17 protein-coding genes are annotated in these 18,078 nt (G+C 59.7%); 5 read left to right on the top strand and 12 right to left on the bottom strand.

Translation table 11 applies throughout. The features are described 5' to 3' along the window. Positions 1-81: 81 nt before the first annotated feature. The 4 genes from K1W69_RS00565 (at position 82) to K1W69_RS00550 (ending at position 4,309) form a co-directional block, all read left to right on the top strand. Positions 82-1,473 carry an aminotransferase-like domain-containing protein gene (locus K1W69_RS00565; RefSeq protein WP_220226391.1) on the top strand — a complete coding sequence of 464 codons (1,392 nt, stop codon included), beginning with the start codon at positions 82-84 and terminating at the stop codon, positions 1,471-1,473. Positions 1,474-1,574: 101 nt separating this feature from the next. Continuing rightward, positions 1,575-2,819: a cytochrome P450 gene (locus K1W69_RS00560; RefSeq protein WP_220226390.1), complete on the top strand. Its 1,245-nt coding sequence runs from the start codon at positions 1,575-1,577 to the stop codon at positions 2,817-2,819. Between the two features lies 1 nt (position 2,820). Further along, a complete protein-coding gene (locus K1W69_RS00555; protein WP_220226389.1) occupies positions 2,821-3,369 on the top strand; it encodes a sugar O-acetyltransferase in 549 nt (182 codons plus the stop codon). Positions 3,370-3,499: 130 nt separating this feature from the next. Then, complete coding sequence (locus tag K1W69_RS00550; RefSeq protein ID WP_220226388.1) at positions 3,500-4,309, top strand: hypothetical protein; 810 nt, start codon at positions 3,500-3,502, stop codon at positions 4,307-4,309. Between the two features lie 23 nt (positions 4,310-4,332). Here K1W69_RS00550 and K1W69_RS00545 read toward each other — a convergent pair whose 3' ends face one another. The 6 genes from K1W69_RS00545 to K1W69_RS00520 form a co-directional block, all read right to left on the bottom strand. Beyond that, positions 4,333-5,022, bottom strand: coding sequence for a peptidoglycan recognition protein family protein (locus tag K1W69_RS00545; RefSeq protein WP_220226387.1), 690 nt, complete (start codon positions 5,020-5,022; stop codon positions 4,333-4,335). A 111-nt stretch (positions 5,023-5,133) separates the two neighbouring features. Further along, entirely contained in the window at positions 5,134-6,996 is a 1,863-nt protein-coding gene (locus tag K1W69_RS00540) for an alpha/beta fold hydrolase (protein WP_220226386.1), read from the bottom strand. Between the two features lie 15 nt (positions 6,997-7,011). Then, a complete protein-coding gene (locus tag K1W69_RS00535) occupies positions 7,012-7,902 on the bottom strand; it encodes a branched-chain amino acid ABC transporter permease (RefSeq protein WP_220226385.1) in 891 nt (296 codons plus the stop codon). Further along, entirely contained in the window at positions 7,899-8,684 is a 786-nt protein-coding gene (locus K1W69_RS00530; RefSeq protein WP_220226384.1) for an ABC transporter ATP-binding protein, read from the bottom strand. The genes K1W69_RS00535 and K1W69_RS00530 overlap by 4 nt, the downstream gene beginning before the upstream one ends. Next, positions 8,681-9,409, bottom strand: coding sequence for an ABC transporter ATP-binding protein (locus K1W69_RS00525; RefSeq protein ID WP_220226383.1), 729 nt, complete (start codon positions 9,407-9,409; stop codon positions 8,681-8,683). The genes K1W69_RS00530 and K1W69_RS00525 overlap by 4 nt, the downstream gene beginning before the upstream one ends. Positions 9,410-9,428: 19 nt before the next feature. Beyond that, entirely contained in the window at positions 9,429-10,658 is a 1,230-nt protein-coding gene (locus K1W69_RS00520; protein WP_220226382.1) for an ABC transporter substrate-binding protein, read from the bottom strand. Between the two features lie 234 nt (positions 10,659-10,892). Between K1W69_RS00520 and K1W69_RS00515 the strand changes: the two genes are divergently transcribed. Further along, positions 10,893-11,627 (top strand): helix-turn-helix transcriptional regulator, encoded by a 735-nt coding sequence (locus K1W69_RS00515; RefSeq protein ID WP_220226381.1) that lies wholly within the window; start codon positions 10,893-10,895, stop codon positions 11,625-11,627. 6 nt (positions 11,628-11,633) lie between these two features. Here the strand turns inward: K1W69_RS00515 and K1W69_RS00510 are convergent, their stop codons facing one another. The 6 genes from K1W69_RS00510 to K1W69_RS00485 form a co-directional block, all read right to left on the bottom strand. Beyond that, positions 11,634-12,773, bottom strand: a complete 1,140-nt coding sequence (locus K1W69_RS00510; RefSeq protein WP_220226380.1) for an adenylate/guanylate cyclase domain-containing protein — start codon at positions 12,771-12,773, stop codon at positions 11,634-11,636. A 431-nt stretch (positions 12,774-13,204) separates the two neighbouring features. Continuing rightward, on the bottom strand, positions 13,205-14,608 hold the full coding sequence (locus tag K1W69_RS00505) for an FAD-binding oxidoreductase (protein ID WP_220226379.1): 1,404 nt from the start codon (positions 14,606-14,608) through the stop codon (positions 13,205-13,207). A 2-nt stretch (positions 14,609-14,610) separates the two neighbouring features. Beyond that, positions 14,611-15,705, bottom strand: a complete 1,095-nt coding sequence (locus tag K1W69_RS00500; RefSeq protein ID WP_220226378.1) for a pyridoxal phosphate-dependent aminotransferase — start codon at positions 15,703-15,705, stop codon at positions 14,611-14,613. A 3-nt stretch (positions 15,706-15,708) separates the two neighbouring features. Continuing rightward, positions 15,709-16,317 carry a carboxymuconolactone decarboxylase family protein gene (locus tag K1W69_RS00495; RefSeq protein ID WP_220226377.1) on the bottom strand — a complete coding sequence of 203 codons (609 nt, stop codon included), beginning with the start codon at positions 16,315-16,317 and terminating at the stop codon, positions 15,709-15,711. Positions 16,318-16,372: 55 nt separating this feature from the next. Next, positions 16,373-17,167: an ABC transporter ATP-binding protein gene (locus K1W69_RS00490; protein WP_220226376.1), complete on the bottom strand. Its 795-nt coding sequence runs from the start codon at positions 17,165-17,167 to the stop codon at positions 16,373-16,375. After that, complete coding sequence (locus K1W69_RS00485) at positions 17,164-18,066, bottom strand: ABC transporter permease (protein WP_220226375.1); 903 nt, start codon at positions 18,064-18,066, stop codon at positions 17,164-17,166. Before K1W69_RS00485 ends, K1W69_RS00490 begins: the two co-directional genes overlap by 4 nt. Between the last annotated feature and the right edge of the window lie 12 nt (positions 18,067-18,078).

The raw sequence follows: 18,078 nt of genomic DNA, 5'->3' as shown, positions 1-18,078 counted from the left end.
CGTTATCCAGACTTGCAAAATGCATTGATTGCATCCAATATTGCACTGAAAAATAGCACCAACAAGGAAAACATTGCACTGATGGCAATTTGGCTGCCGGACCTCACAGGCAAACGAGGACCGAAATACCTCCAGATTGTTGAAGCCCTCGCTGATGATATCAAAAGCGGGAGACTGTCCTATGGGGCAAAGCTGCCGCCGCATCGCGAACTGGCCTATCAACTGGACGTGTCTCCGAACACGACAAGCAGGGCCTATTCGGAAGCCGTGGAACGCGCCTTGATTCGCGGCGAAGTCGGGCGGGGCACCTTTGTCCGGGGACCTTCGACAATCCGGGAGACAGGTGATGATGGCGGTTTGACCAGAAAGCGCACAGGCCCTATCGACCTCTCCCGCAATCTTCCGTTACCGGGTCTGGCTGGTTCAAAACTCGCACAGGCCTGCGCCGTACTTGGACAATCGCAAACGCTGTCCGCTCTCGCCGATTACCAGACGGAATCCGACTCCGGCCGCGTCGCAGACGCCTGCATCGAATGGCTGCGACGACATGGCGTCAGGTCCGAGTCGGACCGGATCGTCATTTCCTCCGGCGCGCAGCACGGCGTATTTGCAGCGTTAACGGCGCTCACCCGGCCGGGGGACCTGTTGTTGACCGAAGCGCTGACCTACGCGCCTGTCAAGGCGATGGCTGCCCGTCTGAGCCTGAAAATTGCGCCCGTTGCGATTGACGAGGACGGCGTCCGCCCTGACGAACTCGACCGGATATGCAGTGAGCGTTCGGTCAAGGCCCTTTACATAACTCCGACGCTCCAGACGCCAACCGGCCGTACGATGAAAGCGGAGCGGCGCAGAGCCTTGTCCAGCATCGCCCGTCGCCATGATATTCTTCTCATCGAAGATGATGTGTTCGGTTTGCTGCACAGGGATCGCCACGAACCGGTGGCCATGCTCGCCCCGGAACGCACGATCTATATAACCAGCGCTTCGAAATGCCTGGCTCCCGGGTTGCGCGTCGGTCTGGTTTGCGCGCCGACCAGAATGGTCAACCCAATTCGCAATGCGGTGAACCTGACCTGCTGGATGCCCCCTCCACTGATGACGGAAATTTTCGCCCAATGGATTCAGGATGGAACCTCCGAACAACTGACTGAAATGCAGATCAAAACCGCACATAAACGCCAGCAAATAGCCCAACACATCCTTGGCGGATATATACCTGAAGTGACCCATGGGCTTCATTTTTGGCTCACGCTTCCCGACGGGTGGTCCGCCGACCAGTTTACTCTTGAGGCATCGGACGGGGGTGTCAAGGTAACGAACGGAACGGCGTTTGCTGTAGCGGCGCAGTCAGCGCCAAACGCTATCCGAATCTGCCTGAGCCACGAGGCCGACGAAAGCCGGCTCAAGGCCGGATTGGAAAAGCTCCGCGCAATTCTTGACGAAGGGCCGGGTAATGCGCAGCTGATATTGTAGGCGTGACGATGTCGTCATTATTGTTTCGCGCGATCCCGATTGCGTAGAGCCGGTCTTTTCCTACAGTATCACCACTTGAAGACAGACAAACGAGGCGCATCATGAGTATCGCACGCGGTCTTTCGACTGAATGGGCATTCGAGCCGCTTTCAGAGGCGTTTACCAGAGATCCCTATGCAGCTTATGCAAGGCTGCGGGAAGGAGACGACTTCTATTACTTCGAAGATTTCGACGTCTGGATCGCATCGCGGTTCGAGGATGTGCGGGCGCTCGCGCTCGACAAGCGCATGGTTCGTTCGCTGGAAGGGATAGCCACGCGGGACGAACTTGAAGCGTTGCAGCGCCAAAACAACTGGCATGACATGCCGTACCATGAACGTTACGTTCAGGTGAACCTTCTGGAAAGCGACGGGCCGGTCCATGATCGCCTGCGCAGGCAGATTTTTGGCTATTTCACATCCTCTGCGGTCAGTCACTGGCAGGCGCTGATCCAGGACTATGTCGACGGATTGCTGGACAGTCTTTCGGATCGTGACGAGATCGATTTCGTCTCTGAACTGGCCTCGCATGTTCCGGGACACATTATCGGGCGCATGCTCGGCGTGCCGGATGAGGACTGTCCGAAATTGCGCGAATGGTCGGAGGAGATCGTCCGGTATTTCGACATCGACAGAACGGAGGAGAAAAAGCGCGTCGCGGAAAATGCGACGCGCGAATTCGCCGAATACATGATCGCACTGAAAGCCGAGCGCGAAAAGAATCCGAAAGACGACCTGATATCCCAGCTTCTCGAAGTGGAGCGGAATGGCGGTTTTCTGGAAGACGAATTTATTGCGACGGTCATGCTGATCCTGAAAGCAGGACACGGATCGACGATCGACGTTCTCGGGAGCGGCATGCATGCGCTGCTGGAATTTCCAGACCAGATGCAGAAACTGCGGGACAATCCTGCGCTGATCGGAACGGCCGTGCAGGAAATGTTTCGCTACGAATCGCCCCTGCCCTTCTTCCACCGCCACAACTCCGAGGAGATCGAACTGAAAGGACGGCGTTACCCGAAAGGCACGAAATTTGGACTGCTCTATGCTTCCGCCAATCGAGATCCCGCGGTCTTCGAGAACCCCGACAGTTTCGATGTCACGCGCACGCCCAACCGCCACATCGCCTTTGGCGCCGGTCCGCATTTCTGTCTCGGCAATCATCTTTCGAGGCTCGACATGGAAGTAATTTTCACGTCGCTGCTCAACCGTTTCATTTCGATCGAGCTCCTGGAGAAACCGACCTACAAACCCGGCCTTCAGGCCCGCGGTCCGCGATCCCTACATCTACGCCTGAAGGAGGCCTGAGATGGCGCGATCCGAACGGGAGAAAATGGCGGCGGGCGAATGGTACACCTGCCTTGACGCAGAACTGGACGAACTGCGCAAACGGGCGCGCCGGGCCGTTCATCAGCACAACACAATGCCCCCGGACGAGCGCCGCAGCGCGGGTCCCTACCTCGTCCAGTTGCTTCAGAGCATCGCCGAGGACGCTTATCTCGAAGCGCCGTTCCACTGCGCCTACGGGCTCAACGTTACCCTTGGCCGAGGCGTCTATCTGAACGCCGGCTGCGTCATTCTCGATACCGCACCCGTCAGCATAGGCGATCAGACAATGCTGGGCCCAAATGTGCAGATCTACTGCGCCCAGCACCACAAGGACAGGAAACTTCGCACCGAAGGGATAGAGATCGCGAAGCCCGTAACGATCGGCCGCGAAGTGTGGATCGGCGGCGGCGCGATTATCATGCCGGGCGTCACAATCGGCGACGGCGCGATTGTTGCGGCGGGCGCGGTCGTCACACGGGATGTGGCGGCCGACACAACGGTGTTAGGAAATCCGGCGCGTCCGCGCTGACGATTCGAAGAGCAACGACATTTCTGCTTTCATAGATGTGATAGTTCTTTGAAGGCCGACCAGTTTCTTTCGTGACGCTGCAATTGGTGATTGCTATACTTCCTCTCAATGGCGACCAGGGGAGGTAAAAATGGCGAAAACGGACCTTAAATCATCCATCGAAGCTATCGAGGCGCTTACGCTCGCCGAGCCGGCTCCACTTATGCCCGGCATGCCGGGTTCGGAGATCATGCCCGAAAATGCAGCGGCGACGAGCGATCCCTGGAGTGATCTGCGGGACATACAGGAGGAACACAAGGCCGCCATAAACGCGTCCAATCTGATCGCATTTGTCGAAGGCGTGAGCGCCGAGCAAAAGGGCGACGTGCTCGATTCGACCCAGTTCGCCGCCCGCGCCGCCGATGCGGAGTTCAATCGGGGGTCTCAGATTCGCGAGTGGTATGACGCCTATGTCGAGGTTCTGACGAAAATGGGCTGGGTGATCGAGGGCTTCGCCTTCCAGCAGAGCCGGCGCGCCGAGGGCGCGATGCTCATGAGCCAGGAAGCGATCGGCGTGATCACCGCGGTGGCCACCGGCAACCAGCTCGCCATTCTGGAGGCGGCGATCGATTCTCTCGGCAAGATGGCCGACGATTCACGGCAGATCAAACTCTTCGATTTCAACGTGTCGGTGGAAACCGGCGGCAATTTCCAGATCGGAGCGGCCGAGGCAGCCGATAACGGCGCCATCGGCATGGCCATGGGGGCGTTCTACTACCGTTCCAACGACAATCGCAGAAACGTCCTCTTCTTCGGCTGGGGGAGCCAGGAGATCGAAATGTGGACCGCCGCCCAAAGGCTCGTGCTCGACACAACATTCTATACTGATCTGAGAGACATCGTGAGACAGCGGCTCGGCGAAAAGAGCAAGGATTTCGTCGCGTCCATCCCGATTATCTGATCGGCGCGCCGGAGCCGAACGATCTACTGAACAAACGCATTGACCGCCTCGGCGATCAGTTCGTGTTCCTCGTCATGGCTGATTTCCTCTTCAGGGCCGACGCCGAGACTTTCCAGGACGACATCCTCCGCCGGTGGTTCCGGCGCCTCGAACTCCCGAGCGCTGAGCAGGCTTTCCGGCACGACATACGCCCGAACTTCCCGGCACATCCGGTCGCTGTTGCGGACAAAACCATCAAACGTTGACAGCAGCAGAACCGGACATGCCTTTCCAGTCCAAGCCTTGTGCGGCCGGACATTGGCTGGAGCAATGTTGAGATCATGCATCAAAGCCGCGACCAGGCGCTCGGCGCGCGCATTGGCGGCCGCCTGGTCGATCCCCTTGTGCATGCAGATCTCGATGCCGATGCTGACGGCGTTGCCGGCGCCGGCGTGAATGGCGCGCTCGTTTACCGGCAGGTGCTTGATGACGCACTTGTCGTCGACGGTGAAATGCCAGGAAACAAAGTTCTGTTTTCCCGACGGAAGCACATAACACCCCTTTTCCCGAACGAAGCGCGAATGGGCGTTGGCGTCGGCTCCTGCCCGGTCGTTGGAGGTGTTGTGAATGGTGATGTATTGCGGCGTGATCGTTCGGCCGCTGCGATTTGAAGCGCCCTCCGGGATCATCTCGATCTTGAGGTTCAGCGACTGGCCAAGTTCCTGTCTGTTCATGGCATCCTCCCGCGAAGTATATTTACGACAGGATAAACTATAAGTAGCAATCACCCAGCAATATGTGCGTATGGCCACAATAACCAAAGCGGACCAGCGAAGGAAAAACGGTCAGTCCGCCCTCGCAGGACCTTTCGTCCAGGTCAGGAAATCCCGCAACATCCGGTTAAAGGTTTCATGATCCTCGAGGAACGGCGCATGGCCCGCCTCAGCGACATTTTGCGGCTCGCCGCCCCAGATATTGCCATATCCAAAGGTCCGGCAGTACTCGTGATTGATGAAGGGATCTTTCGGTCCGTTGATCATCGCGAAGGGTATCTTTCCATCTTTCAACATCCGCACCTGGCGCGGCCAGTTGCAGGTCTTGAGTTTGGAGAAGGCCTGCTCGCGCGCAAGCCCGTCGGTCCGCCAGACCGCCTGCCAGACGAGCGGTTCGCCCCCCTTTTCCATGCCGATCGTATGCGCCGCGTAATTGGCTTTCTCATGCGGCGAGTGGAACCGCTTTCCGGCTAGCTCCATGTGGGGGGTCGCGATGTAGCCGCGCGGCATGTCTTCCGGAAACTTGCCGACAGGCGAGGTGCCGCAAATTGCGACTGCGCTCGACGGGTAGCCGCGGGCCGCATATTCCAACGCCACATAGCCGCCGAGCGACCAGCCGAACACGATCGGTTTTCCGAGACCCAGTTTTTCGACGATGTCGCAGGCGATCTCGGAATAGGCCTCGATGCTGTAATCTTCCTCCGGGTCGGCGTTGGGCGAAACGCCGTGGCCCGGCAGGTCGAAGGCCACCACCCGATGGTCCTTGCCGAATTCCGCGAATTGATGCCGGAAGACCTCCTTGCACGACGAATTGCCGTGAATGAAGAGGATCGCCTCGTCTCCCTGTCCCGACTCGCAAACCGATATCTTGCCGTGACGCGTCTCGACGAGCCTGTCGCGCGCGCCCATCACGGCTTTTCGCATATCTGCGCCGCGCGACCGCCGCCAGCTGGCCCTCGCATCGGTTCTGAAGCGGTTGAACGCGCCCCAGCCTTCCTGGACGGCGGCGAACAGCCCGCCCGGATAGACGACGACCACGGCGATGATCACGAGCGCGATGATGATGCTGCGCCAGGCGCCGTAGTCGCCGAGGACTTGCGCGAGAATGGTGATGACGAAGGCTGCGATCAGAGACCCCCAGATGGTGGAGAGGCCACCGAGCAGCAGGATCGAGAGCGTAATCGTCAGGAAGCCGAGGCCGAAGACATCCGGCGAGGCGACGCGCAGATAGGCCCCGTAGAAGCCACCGGCAAGCCCCGGGAACAAAGCCGATGCGCACAACGTGTAGAGACGCAGCCTGCCCTCGGAAACGCCGCGGGCAATGGCGTAATACTTGTTGTCGCGCAGCGCCTTGATGGCGCGCCCGAGCGACGAGCGCTGCAGCTTGTAGAGAAAGAAAGTGGAGAATGTCAGCAGCGCCAGGGCGAGATAATAATAGCCGATGCGGTTGTCCTTGCTGAGCTTGTAGCCGAAGATCTCCAGCCGCGGCAGAAGCACCATGCCGCTGGTTCCGCCCGTATAATCTGATTGGCTGACGACGATCTGCAGAAGCAATTGCGCGGCGGCGATCGTCACCAGGATGACGTAGATGCCCTCAAGCCGCAGAATGGGAATGGCGAGCAGCGCGGCGAAGGCTACCGCCAGCAGAGGTGAAAGCAGCAAGGCGATCCACGGGTCGATGCCCAGCACCTTGCCGAAAATGCCGAAACTGTAGAGACCGATCGCGAAGAACGCCAGATGGGCGAAATTGACGATGCCGCCAAGCCCCAGCGAAATGTCCCAGTTGGAGGCGAGAATGGCGTAGACGAAAACCAGGATGAGCGTGTGCCTGGCGTAAGTCTCGGTCAGGAAGAGCGGGATCAGCGCCAGGGCGATGAATGCGACAAGAACCGGCAAAAACCCGTTGGTGCACTGGAAGGGAGGAGCATATTTCATTGTTGGTTCGCGCTCCTACAGCGTCTTCGAACGATGGCCGAACAGGCCTTCGGGCTTGATCAGGAGCACGGCGATCATCATCGCGAAGAGCACCGCCGGCGCCCAGTAGAGCCCAAGGAAATAGACCGAGAAAGATTCGGCGATCCCGACGATGAAGGCTGCGAGGATAGGGCTGGTAAACCGCGCGACGCCGCCGAGGATGACGACGATCAGCGATTTCATCAGCGGATCGCTTCCGAAGGTCGGACTGATGAAGCGCACCGATCCGATGAAGACGCCGGCAAGCGCCGCGGTCGCAGCCGACAGGCCGATCGTCATAGCGTAGAGGCGCGACACGTTGAGGCCCATCAGTTCCGCCGCCTCTCGGTTCTGGGCGACTGCGCGCATGGCACGACCCATCGCCGTACGGCGCAGGAAGATCGCAAGAACCAGCAGGGCGAGCAGCGCCACCATCAAAATCATCACGTCATTTGCGCTGATTTCCGCGCCCATCAGGCCAACCGTGCCGCTGATCGGAGGCGCGATTTGCTTGTCGCGCGCGCCCCAGACAAGCAGGATTCCGTTCTCGATGATCGAGGCGGCGGCAAGCGTCGTGATGACGGCGAGCAGGACGAGATTGGCGTTACGCTCGAACGGTTTAACGAGCACGTAGTGCAGGACAAAGCCCACCCCGAACATCAACACCACCGAAAGCGCCGCGCCAAGCAGATAGCCGACGCTTCCCGTCACGCTCTGGGTCACCTGCCAGGCGATGTAGGCGCCGAGCGCGACGAAGACGCCATGCGCGAAGTTGAAAACGCCAAGCGTTGTCCAGACCACGGCGAGCCCGGTCGCCATCAGTGCATAGAGACCGCCGAGCAGGACGCCGGAGGCAAGAACAAACAGAAACGTATCAACGGAGATCAATGGCTTTCTCCGAACATCATGGCCATGGCTTCGTCATGCGACGGCATCGAGGCGGCGTCGATCTCGCGCGTGATCGCGCCATGATCGAAGAGCAGCAGACGGTCCACCAGGCCCGAGAGGAATTCGATATTCTGGTCGACGATGATCAAGGGAACCCGGCTTTCGCGGATCTGCCTGACGGCCTGCATGAGTTCAAGGCGAAGCTTCGGCGAAAGACCCAGCGTCGGCTCGTCGAGGATCAGAAGTTTCGGAAGCGCCAGCAGTCCGACCGCTATCGAAACCATTTGCCGCTCGCCGCCCGAGAGATAGCGGATTTTCGAGAAACGGCGCTCCTGCAGGCGCGGAAACAGATGATGGACGCGCTCGCGCATTTCGCGCACGCCGCTTCTGCCCTTAGCCGCCAGTGGCGCAACGCCCAGAACTTCTTCAACAGTCATTTCCGGAAACAGGAGATTGCCCTGCATGACGTAGATGACGCCGGCCTCGACGACCGTCGCCGCCCGGATGCGGCGTTTCTGGAACAGGTCGTAGTTGAAGTTGCGGGAAATACGCGGCCGCATCTTGCCTTCCGCATTGAGACGGCGTCCCTGAAAGACGACATCGCCCTCCCACGGGTCGATCAGGCCGGCGACGGTTTTCAACAGCGTCGTCTTGCCGTGTCCGTTGGGTCCGAATAGACCGACGGATTCTTGCTCGCCGACCGACATGCTGACGCCGCGGAAGACCGAGACCGGCGGATAGCCGCCGCTCAGGTCGCGCAATTCCAGAAGGGCCTCGCTCACACCGGTTGCCCCAGATAGGCTTCTATGACCTGCTTCTCGCGCGTGACCTCCGCCGGATTGCCGAGCGCGATGACGCTGCCCTGCTCCATCACGAGCAAACGACGGGAGACGGCCATCAGCAGCGGAAGGACATGTTCGATAAGCAGAATCGTGATCCCTGTTTGGTTGAGCTTGATGATCGTGTCGCGCACCCACTCGACCTCGTTTTCGACCAGCGACGAGGCCGGTTCGTCGAGCAGCAGCAGTTTCGGCTTCTGGGCGACGGCCGTCGCGAGCATCAACTGCTTCTGGTAGAAGACCGGCATTGTGACAGCGGGCATATTGTGGAAGTTCTTGGGGAAGCCGACGAGATCGGAAGCCTCATCTGCAAGCCGCTCGGCTTCCTTTCCGCGAACGCCCAGCGTCTGTTCCACGGCGACGAGGATGTTGTCGATACATGACAGTGACGCAAACACCGCCTCACGCTGAAAGGTCCTGATCACGCCGCTGCGCGCGATCTGGTTGTCGCTCGCGCGCTCGATCCGCCGCCCCTCGAAGACGACGCGTCCGCTGTCGGAGCCGAAGGGAATCCTGCTGATCAGGTTGAACAGCGTCGACTTTCCGGAGCCGTTTGGCCCGGCAATGCCGAGGATCTCGCCCTTTTCGACTGCGAAGGAAACCTGGTTGACGGCCACCAGAGCCCCGAAAGACTTGGTCAGGCCGTCAATTTCAAGAATGGCCGGCATGTGGATGTGACTTACGCGCCTATTCCATCCACTCGGGCTTGACGAAGTCTCCGGATTTGTACTTGTCCGGGCCGATCATCACGCCCTTGCCGTCCTGGATCTGGAAGAAGGTGACGGGAATGTAGTCGAGACCGTACTTCGCCACATGGGTCTCGGGATCGAACTCGAGAAACCCTGCCGAGACCGGACGGCTGGTTTCGCCGATCGCCTTGCCGATCGCGTCGTGATCCTTGGGATCGCCGACTTTTTCCAGCGCGTCGAAATAGATGTTCGCCATTTCATAGAGGCCCGTGCCATAGGCGCCGGATTCGATGTCGTACTTGTCCTTGTACTTCTTGAAGACTTCCTGACCGCGCGGATGCGCGTCGACATTCAGCGTCGCGCCAATGGCGTTGTAGAGAATGCCGTTGGACTTTTCGCCCGTCAGTTCCACGAACTCCGGAACCAGAGGCGCATATTGCAGGAACACCAGCGAGTCCGTCGGGTTCTCGCGAAACTGGTTGGTGAACAGGGCGGCGTTGGCCGGAATATAGTCGGTGTTGATGATGACTTCCGGCGGGTTCTCGCGCACCTTGGCGAGGATCGGACGCCAGTCGCTGACCGGGCCGAAAGGCACCAGTTCATCCAGCGTGATCGTCCATCCGGCTTCCGTGAAGACCTCTTTCATGCCTTCGGAAATGGTCTTGGAATAGGGGTTGTCGGAAGAGATGATGGCGACCGTCTTGTCCTCGAGCGGGAAATGCCCGGCTTCGGACAGGGCTTCGATCATCGGCGTGACTTCGGTTTCATACCCCTTGAAGTCGGCCGTAAAGGACCAGCAGCAATCGTACTCTTCCGGATCCTGCGTCACGATCGCCGCAAATTGCGGCGAAGGCCCGGCCGGCAGATAGGGCATGCCGGCTTCGGCCATCAGCTCGACCTCGAACAGCGAGAGGCTGGCGTAACCGGTCAGGATGATCTCGACGCCATCGGTAGCGAGCAGCCGTTCGACGGCGGAGGTGACGTTGGCCGCCGAGTGGTCGACCACATCCGCCGGAACCACTTCGAAAGTATGTCCGGCGACGCCGCCTTCGGCGTTAACTTCTTCCACCGCGAGTTCCACGCCGCGCACGAATTCCTCGCCATCGGAGGCGGTCGGTCCGGTCAATGGCGCCAGCACGCCAATCTTGACGAGATCGGCGTAAGCCGCCGTCGTTGCAAAAGTCGTAAGCGCCGTAGCAATTGCCAGGGCCTTTGTGAGCTTGCGCATCTTTATCTCCATGAAAAAGGTGATCGAAATTCATATTCGACGACGAGGCTACTAGAGATTTCGGCGGCGCCTCAATTGCAAAGGTTTGCCAAAATCCAGCCGCTCGGTATAGATTCTTAATCTTATCGCTTTCGCGGAAACCGAATGACGGGTTGCGCCGCTTAAACCACGCAATCTATCGGATAGACCGATACGAATCCGGGAACAGCGAAACGGTCCGGAAGGATGGAACCCATGAAGCCATGGCTTGCTGACAGCGACTACCAATTCGATGATGGCGACGCCGAGGTCGGCGTCCGCATGAAAGCCATGCTGGGCGCCATGAACCTGGAGCATTTCTCCTTCATGATCCTGCGCCCGCCGCGCAACAAGCCGTTTCCCATCGACGAGACGATCAGGACAAGCTATCCCGACGCGTGGCTTGGCCGGTACCGCGCCCTGCGCTACTTCGAAGTCGATCCCGTCGCCGATCTGTCGACGCGCATCATGCAGCCTTTCTACTGGGGTCAGGGGCGTTTCCTGAGGGATTTCAAGAAGCCGCAGCGGCTTGTCTTCGACGAGGCGAAATGTTTTGGCATTTCCTATGGTCTCGCCATCCCGATGCACGGACCGGACGGCGAGGTGTCTGTCTTCAACGTGGTTTCGTCGGACAAACGCCACCTGCTCGATGCGACCCGCAGCGAGCACGGCCGCATCTTCGCGGCAGCCTACGGCACCCATGACCGGGTGATGCGCGAGCAGATCAGATTGCCGTTTCCCGGCGTCGAGGAAGATGTTGAACTCTCCATCCGGGAACGCGAATGCCTCGCATGGACGCTCGAAGGCAAGACGGCGGGAGAAATCGCGACGATCCTCAATCTCTCGGTTTCCACCGTCAATCACCATGCGCTGTCGGCGACGCGCAAACTCGGCAGCCTGAACAAGCATCACGCCGCGGTCACGGCTTTGCGCGGAGGGCTGATCCAGTAGAATGGGTCAGGCCTCCGGCGCAAAAACGGTCACGGGATCTGAAACGCCCTTGAGATCGTAGGCTCCGATTTCCCGCCAGCTGCGCGACGAACGCTCGACGATCGCCTGTGAAACCAGCAGCGGCTCGCCGAGGTCGCCCGCCAGGCTTTCGATGCGGCTCGCCATGTTGACAGCAGCGCCGATAACGGTGAAATCCAGCCGCGCCCCGCCTCCGATATTGCCGTAGAACACCTCGCCCGGATGCAAAGCCACGCCGAAGGCAAAACGATCGGTCCCTTGCTTGCGCCAGGTTGCGAGAGCCTCAAAAGCGGCGTCTTCCGCCCGCTTGACTGCCTGCTCGCCGTCTCCGTCGACGGGGAAGACCGCCAGCATCGCGTCGCCGATGAATTTCAGCACTTCGCCGCCATTGTTTTCGACGGCGTTGGTCACAAGTTCAAAATAGGCGTTGAGGATGGCCAGCAGTTCCTCCTCGCCGTGTTTCTCGGAAAGCGCCGTGTAGTTTCGCAGATCGCAGAACCAGATCACGGCGTCGATGCGGCTGCCGTCGCCGCGCGCGATCTCGCCGTCGAGCACGCGCAGTCCGGCCCGCTTGCCGACATAGGTTTCCATGAGCGTGCGCGCCGTATTGCGGGCGATGAATCCTTCGAAAACCAGCGCCAGGGCCGGCAATGTCTTGTCGACTTCCCGCCTGTCGCAGTCGCTGAAACCTTCGGCGTTCTTTGTGGCGAGCGTGAGCACTTTCCAGGAACCGTCCGAAAAGGAAAGCGCCAGTGCGAGGTACTCGAAGTACCCCTCGTCCCAAAGGTCTGCGCCGATCGGAAAACGGGCGCGGTCTTCCTCGTCCGCCAGGAGCAAGCGGCTGCTTCGGCCTTCCGTATAGACGGGATAGATCGGGCTGGCGCGCATGGTTTCCAGCGCATCCGCCGTCCACTGGAACCAGCGCTGGCTCGATCCGGTTTCGACGTCCCAGAAGACATAGGATGACTGCGCGATCGGATGCAGCAGCGGAGCGCCGAGCGTCGACCGGTCAACCGGAATGTCGGCTTCACCCAGGCGCTCACAATATCCCGCAAGCAATTCTGCGGGTGAACTGCAGCGGGAGCCGGACGTGACCAGCCACTCGATTACCTTGTCCGCGCTCACCATGGACGATGCTCCATTGGATTACATTCATTTTTTACTAAAATATTGTTTTTATTGTATTATTATTCCCGGTTCATTCCAGGGCCCTGCCTTCCCTCCCATCTGGCTTTGTTTCGGGAATTCGTGATTCACGCTATCTGGCTTCGTTTCGGGAATTTGTATTCCGAGGCGTTTGGGTTTGTTTCGGGAATTCACGTTTTTAGCCATATGGCTTTGATTCGGGATTCCGCTTTGTGGTGCATCTGGGTTTGTTTCGGGATTCTACGCTTTCTGCCATTTGGGTTTGTTTCGGGAATCCGCGATTTTGACGAACCCCTGCATAAACGGCGGTTTCCCCGTTATGCCGTTTCCTTCCTTGCGAAACGACCAACATAGCACAAAAACCCGAATATTGCAGCAACAATGTTCTGCTTGCGTTCCAGCCTCACCGCGCCTCAGAGGAGCACGTCGGGATTGAACAGCCGGTTGTCGTCGAGCGCCTTGCGCAGTCTGCGCATGAGGTCCTTTTCGACCGGGTCGGCGCTGAGGTCGAAGCTCTTGCGGCGGATTGCGCCAATGCCATGCTCGGCGCTGATCGTCCCGCCAAGTTTCAGCGCCTCTTCCTCGACGATCTTTTTCAACGTCTCGTGACGGTCGTGAAAATCCGGTCCGCTCATCGTCTCCGGTCGCAGAAGATTAAAATGGATGTTGCCGTCGCCGACATGGCCAAAGGGCGCTGACCGGACACCGGGCAGATAGTCGGACACGGCGGCTGTCGCGTTGACGATATAGTCGGGAACATTCCCCGCCGGAACGGCCGTGTCGTTTTTCAATGAATGCTTGTCCTCGATGAAGACGACGGCGATCGCCTCGCGAAGACGCCACATGGCCTGACGCTGGGCGACTGACTGGGCAATGACAGCATCCGCCACGTCGCCGCTTTCGATGCATGCCGCCAAACCTTCCTCAAGCGCTGCGGAAATATCGAACGAAAGCGCCGGCGTTTCGACCTCGACCAGGACGCTCCAGTCGGCCGGTTCGGCAAGCGGCAATACGACGCCTTCTGCGCTCAAGCCCTGTTCAAGGGCGGTGCGACAGATCAGCTCGAAAGCGGCGACGGTCTCGCCAAGCGCAGCTTCCAGGCGCCGCAATACCCGCAGGGCCGCTTCCGGCGACTGCACGGCGGCGAATGCGGTCACGCGATTGCGGGGCAAGGGCCGCAGTTTCAACACCGCGGCGGTGATTACGCCCAGCGTCCCCTCGCCGCCGATGAAGAGCTGTTTGAGATCGTAACCGGCCGTGTTCTTCCTGAGTTTCCTCAGGCCGTTCCAGACCGTCCCGTCCGGCAGCACGACTTCAAGACCCATGACCTGATCGCGCGCCGTACCGTATCTCAGGGCATTGTTGCCTCCGGAATTGGTCGACAGGTTGCCGCCGATCTGGCTGGAGCCCTGGCCGCCATGGCTGAGCGGCAGATAGCGCTCGACCTCTTCAGCCGCCGCCTTTGCTTCGGCGAGAACGACGCCCGCTTCGACAGTCATGCTGTTGTTGAGCGGATCGACTTCGCGGATCCTGTTCATGCGATGCGTCGACAGGATCACGGATTTGCGGTTCGAGAGCGGCACGGCCCCACTGCTCAGCCCTGTCAGCCCTCCCTGGGGCACGATCGCGAATTCGCGCCGGGCGCACCACTTGACGGCCGCAGATGTTTCCTGCGTGCTCGCCGGACAGAGGACAGCGACCGGCGTAACGGGCGTCGACCCGATCATGTCGTCCAGATGGCGCGCCATGGCCGCCTCTTCCGTCACCACGCCGCGTTCGCCGAGCTCGGCGATGATTTCGTCAATTGGTTCCCGCATGCCTATGGCTCTATCAGGTCGGCGAGAGCCTCGACAAGCCGGTTCGTGCTCTCCCTGGAATCCACCGTTATCCTCAGCGAACCCCGCTCATCCGGCCAGGGGAGCGGCTGGACGAGAATTTTCTTCTTCTCAAGTTCCCGGCCAAGTTTCGATGCGGGCAAAGGGGCACGTACGGTGAGAAAATTAGCGAAACTCGGAAAGGCCTCGAAACCCAAGGACGCAAGCGCCTCGGACAGGCGCTGGCGCCCGGCGATCGTCAGTCTCAGCGTTTCCTGCAGATAGGCCTCATCCCGCATGGCTGCAGCCGCGGCGGCGAGCGCCGGACGGCCGAGATTGAAGTTCGGCCGAAGCTGCCACAGGCCGTAGGCGATATCATTGTCGCTGGCGAGCGCATAACCGACCCGAAGCCCGGCCATGCAATAGGCCTTTGAAAACGAACGTGTGACAATCCAAGGCCCCGCCCGCTCCTTCAGAAGCGAAAGAACATCCGGTCCGCCCTCCACCGAGGCAAATTCAAAATAGGCCTCGTCGACGACAAGCATGCAGGTGTCCGGCACTTTATTGAAGGCCGTCCGCAGGTCATCGGCAGCGATTACGCCACCCGTGGGATTGTTGGGCGTGCAGAGATAGAACAGCCGGGTGCGTTCGGTCACAGCCGCGAGCATTGCCGGAATATCGTTGCTTCCGTCCGGCTTCAGCGGAACATTGACGATCCGCCCGCCGGCGATCTGCACGCCCTTGCCGCAGGTCGGGAACGTGGGAGCGGGCATGACAGCCTCGTCTCCCGGCTCGATGCTGACCATGGCGGCCGCGACAAGAACTTCGCCGCTGCCGTTGCCAAAACTCATCCGGTCGACCGGAACACCGGTCTTGTCGTGGATCGCCGCAGCCAGGACCCGGGATTCGTGGTCGGGATATCGGTTCGCATCGAGCAGCGCCAGCGACGCCGCTTCCATGGCCTTCGGCGACGGAGCGCGGGCGGATTCGTTGAAGTTCATGCGCACAAGGCCGACGTCGGCCCTGCCGGCAACGTCGGCAATCGAGGGCGGCGGCGGAAAGGTGATTGCGCGGATTCGCTCTATCGGAAATCCACCCATCGCTTATCCATGGCTCCAGTCGTTCGGATCTTCGGAATTGCCCGGAGACAACCCGAGAATGTCGCCCTTCGTGGAACAGCCCAATCCCAGAACCGTGCGGTTTGCATAGGAGAAATAGGCGGACACCTGGTTGATCTCCAGGATCTCGCCGTCGCTATACCCCGCGTCCCTCAGTCGTTGAACGCTATCTTCCCGCATGCCGCCAGGGTCACGGGTCAGTTCACGCGCATACACCATTGCCAGCTTCTGTTTCTGCTCAAGCGGCGCGGAATCAATGTTGCGCAACTCGATCGCCATCCTGATGGCGTCGGCCTTCTCGTCGTCTTTCAGCAAACGCTTCAGGCCGGCGAAATGGTGTTCAACGCAGTAATCGCAGTCGTTCAGCGAACTGACCCAGACGCCAAGGGTTTCCAGGAACCATTTCGGCACCTTGTTGGCGCTGTGATGCAGCACGTATTTGTAGATCGCCATGTGCCCTTCCATGGTGTGGGGGCGCAGCGAATGCATCATCATGATGTTGTCGACGTTGTTGTCCGGGCCTTTCACCCGGTCGTAGAGCATCTTCAGTTTGCCGTCGGCGTCTTCGTAATCGATCGTGTCGATCCAGGGCATTTCAGTTTCCTTGGTCAGAAAGGCGACCGCGGACGCGGCCGTCAACTTTGTAGTCTCAACCCAGCAGCAGGGAATCGTCGGCGAGTTCCTCGCCCTGCTCGCGCTTGAACAGTTCGAGCAGGTCGCCGACTTCGAGCTTGTCGCGCGCCTCGCCGGCGGCGTCGAAAACAATCCGGCCGCGGTGAAACATGATCGTCCGCTCGCCGGTATGCAGCGCCTGCGCCATCGAATGCGTGACCATGACCGCTGTCAGTTTGAGCGTAGACACAATACTTTTCGTCAGCTCAAGGACGAATTCGGCGGTTTTTGGATCAAGGGCCGCCGTGTGCTCGTCCAGCAGCAGCACCTTGGTGTCGCCGGTCGCCGCCATCAGCAGGGAAACCGCCTGGCGCTGTCCGCCGGACAGCAGGCCGACCTTGTCGTCCAGCCGGTTCTCCAGCCCCAGTCCAAGCACCTTGAGACGTTCCGCGGCTTCCTCGCGCATTCCGGACGCGACCGCAAAGCGCAGGCCGCGCGGATTTGTCCGTCCGTGCGCCAGCGAGAAATTCTCGATGATCGACAGGTCCTCGCAGGTGCCCATCTTCGGGTCCTGAAAGACCCGCGACAGCATTCGCGACCGCTTGTGAACGGGCCAGTCGGTGACGATCTTGCCGTCGATTTCCGTCGAGCCGCTCTCGACTTTCGTAAGGCCGGCAATGACATTCAGACAGGTCGACTTGCCCGCGCCGTTAGAGCCGATGATCGTCAGGAACTGGCCTTCCGGCACCTCCAGATCGACGCCGCGCAGCGCGCGCGTCTCCAGCGGCGTCCCCTTGTTGAAGGTGACGTGAATATCCTTGAGACGAATCATCGCTTGTTCCCCTTGCGGAACATCGACCGGACATTACCTGACTGCTGCAGGATCAATGCGATGATTACGAGCAACGCCGTGACGAGCTGGACGTCGGAGGCCTGAAAGCCGATGAAGTCGGCGTTCAGCGCCAGCGCCACCGCGAGACGATAGAGAATAGCGCCGACAATACAGGCGATCGTCGCCAGAAAGATGGTCCCGGACGGCATGATGGACATGCCCACGATGACGGAGGCCAGTCCAACAATGATGACGCCGATGCCCATATAAGCGTCCGCGGCGCCGAAGATCTGCGCGAAGAGCGCGCCGGCAAAAGCCGTCAGCGCATTGGCGAACCCGACGCCGAACAGTTTCATATTACCCACATTGACGCCGTTCGCTTCGGCCATGGCCGGATTGGAGCCGGCCGCGCGCATCGATATTCCGTAGCCAGTAGCCAGGAACGCATCGAGCCCAAGTTTGATCAGTATGATGAGAATGCCCAGGAAAATCGGGTTGATGATATAGCCCGGAATGCCGAAAATCTCGAGATAGGTAAACACGCTGTCGACCATGAGCAGCGGCTTGTTTGGACCGCTCATGATCCTGAGATTGATGGAATAGAGCGATATCGCGATCAGGATGCCGGCAAGGATGTGCAGGATCCGGAAGCGCACATTCAACAAGGCGGTCATGAAGCCCGCGACGAACCCGGCCAGTCCGGCGCAGATCGTCGCGATCCACGGGTTCCATCCGGCCGACACCATCAGCGTTGCGGCGACGGCGGCGCCTAGTGGAAAACTTCCCTCGACCGTCAAATCGGGAAAATCGAGGATCCTGAAAGTCAGGAAGGCGCCGAGCGCCACGATGCCGAAAATGAACCCCGTTTCAAGCGTTCCGAGGATTTCATAAAGGGACATGAAGAAAGGCTT

This window comes from Flavimaribacter sediminis (genome assembly GCF_019492055.1).
GTDB classification, from domain to species: Bacteria; Pseudomonadota; Alphaproteobacteria; order Rhizobiales; family Rhizobiaceae; genus Flavimaribacter; species Flavimaribacter sediminis.
This window is presented reverse-complemented; position numbering and strand designations above follow the sequence as displayed.

What these genes read in the sequence shown, in the direction of transcription:
- K1W69_RS00565 (WP_220226391.1), top strand. Translation starts at nt 82, where the DNA reads ATGGCAATTTGGCTGCCGGACCTCACAGGCAAACGAGGACCGAAATAC.
- K1W69_RS00520 (WP_220226382.1), bottom strand. Translation starts at nt 10,658, where the DNA reads ATGCGCAAGCTCACAAAGGCCCTGGCAATTGCTACGGCGCTTACGACT.
- K1W69_RS00510 (WP_220226380.1), bottom strand. Translation starts at nt 12,773, where the DNA reads ATGGTGAGCGCGGACAAGGTAATCGAGTGGCTGGTCACGTCCGGCTCC.
- K1W69_RS00505 (WP_220226379.1), bottom strand. Translation starts at nt 14,608, where the DNA reads ATGCGGGAACCAATTGACGAAATCATCGCCGAGCTCGGCGAACGCGGC.
- K1W69_RS00485 (WP_220226375.1), bottom strand. Translation starts at nt 18,066, where the DNA reads ATGTCCCTTTATGAAATCCTCGGAACGCTTGAAACGGGGTTCATTTTC.
- K1W69_RS00500 (WP_220226378.1), bottom strand. Translation starts at nt 15,705, where the DNA reads ATGGGTGGATTTCCGATAGAGCGAATCCGCGCAATCACCTTTCCGCCG.
- K1W69_RS00495 (WP_220226377.1), bottom strand. Translation starts at nt 16,317, where the DNA reads ATGCCCTGGATCGACACGATCGATTACGAAGACGCCGACGGCAAACTG.
- K1W69_RS00550 (WP_220226388.1), top strand. Translation starts at nt 3,500, where the DNA reads ATGGCGAAAACGGACCTTAAATCATCCATCGAAGCTATCGAGGCGCTT.
- K1W69_RS00540 (WP_220226386.1), bottom strand. Translation starts at nt 6,996, where the DNA reads ATGAAATATGCTCCTCCCTTCCAGTGCACCAACGGGTTTTTGCCGGTT.
- K1W69_RS00545 (WP_220226387.1), bottom strand. Translation starts at nt 5,022, where the DNA reads ATGAACAGACAGGAACTTGGCCAGTCGCTGAACCTCAAGATCGAGATG.
- K1W69_RS00490 (WP_220226376.1), bottom strand. Translation starts at nt 17,167, where the DNA reads ATGATTCGTCTCAAGGATATTCACGTCACCTTCAACAAGGGGACGCCG.
- K1W69_RS00515 (WP_220226381.1), top strand. Translation starts at nt 10,893, where the DNA reads ATGAAGCCATGGCTTGCTGACAGCGACTACCAATTCGATGATGGCGAC.
- K1W69_RS00560 (WP_220226390.1), top strand. Translation starts at nt 1,575, where the DNA reads ATGAGTATCGCACGCGGTCTTTCGACTGAATGGGCATTCGAGCCGCTT.
- K1W69_RS00555 (WP_220226389.1), top strand. Translation starts at nt 2,821, where the DNA reads ATGGCGCGATCCGAACGGGAGAAAATGGCGGCGGGCGAATGGTACACC.
- K1W69_RS00525 (WP_220226383.1), bottom strand. Translation starts at nt 9,409, where the DNA reads ATGCCGGCCATTCTTGAAATTGACGGCCTGACCAAGTCTTTCGGGGCT.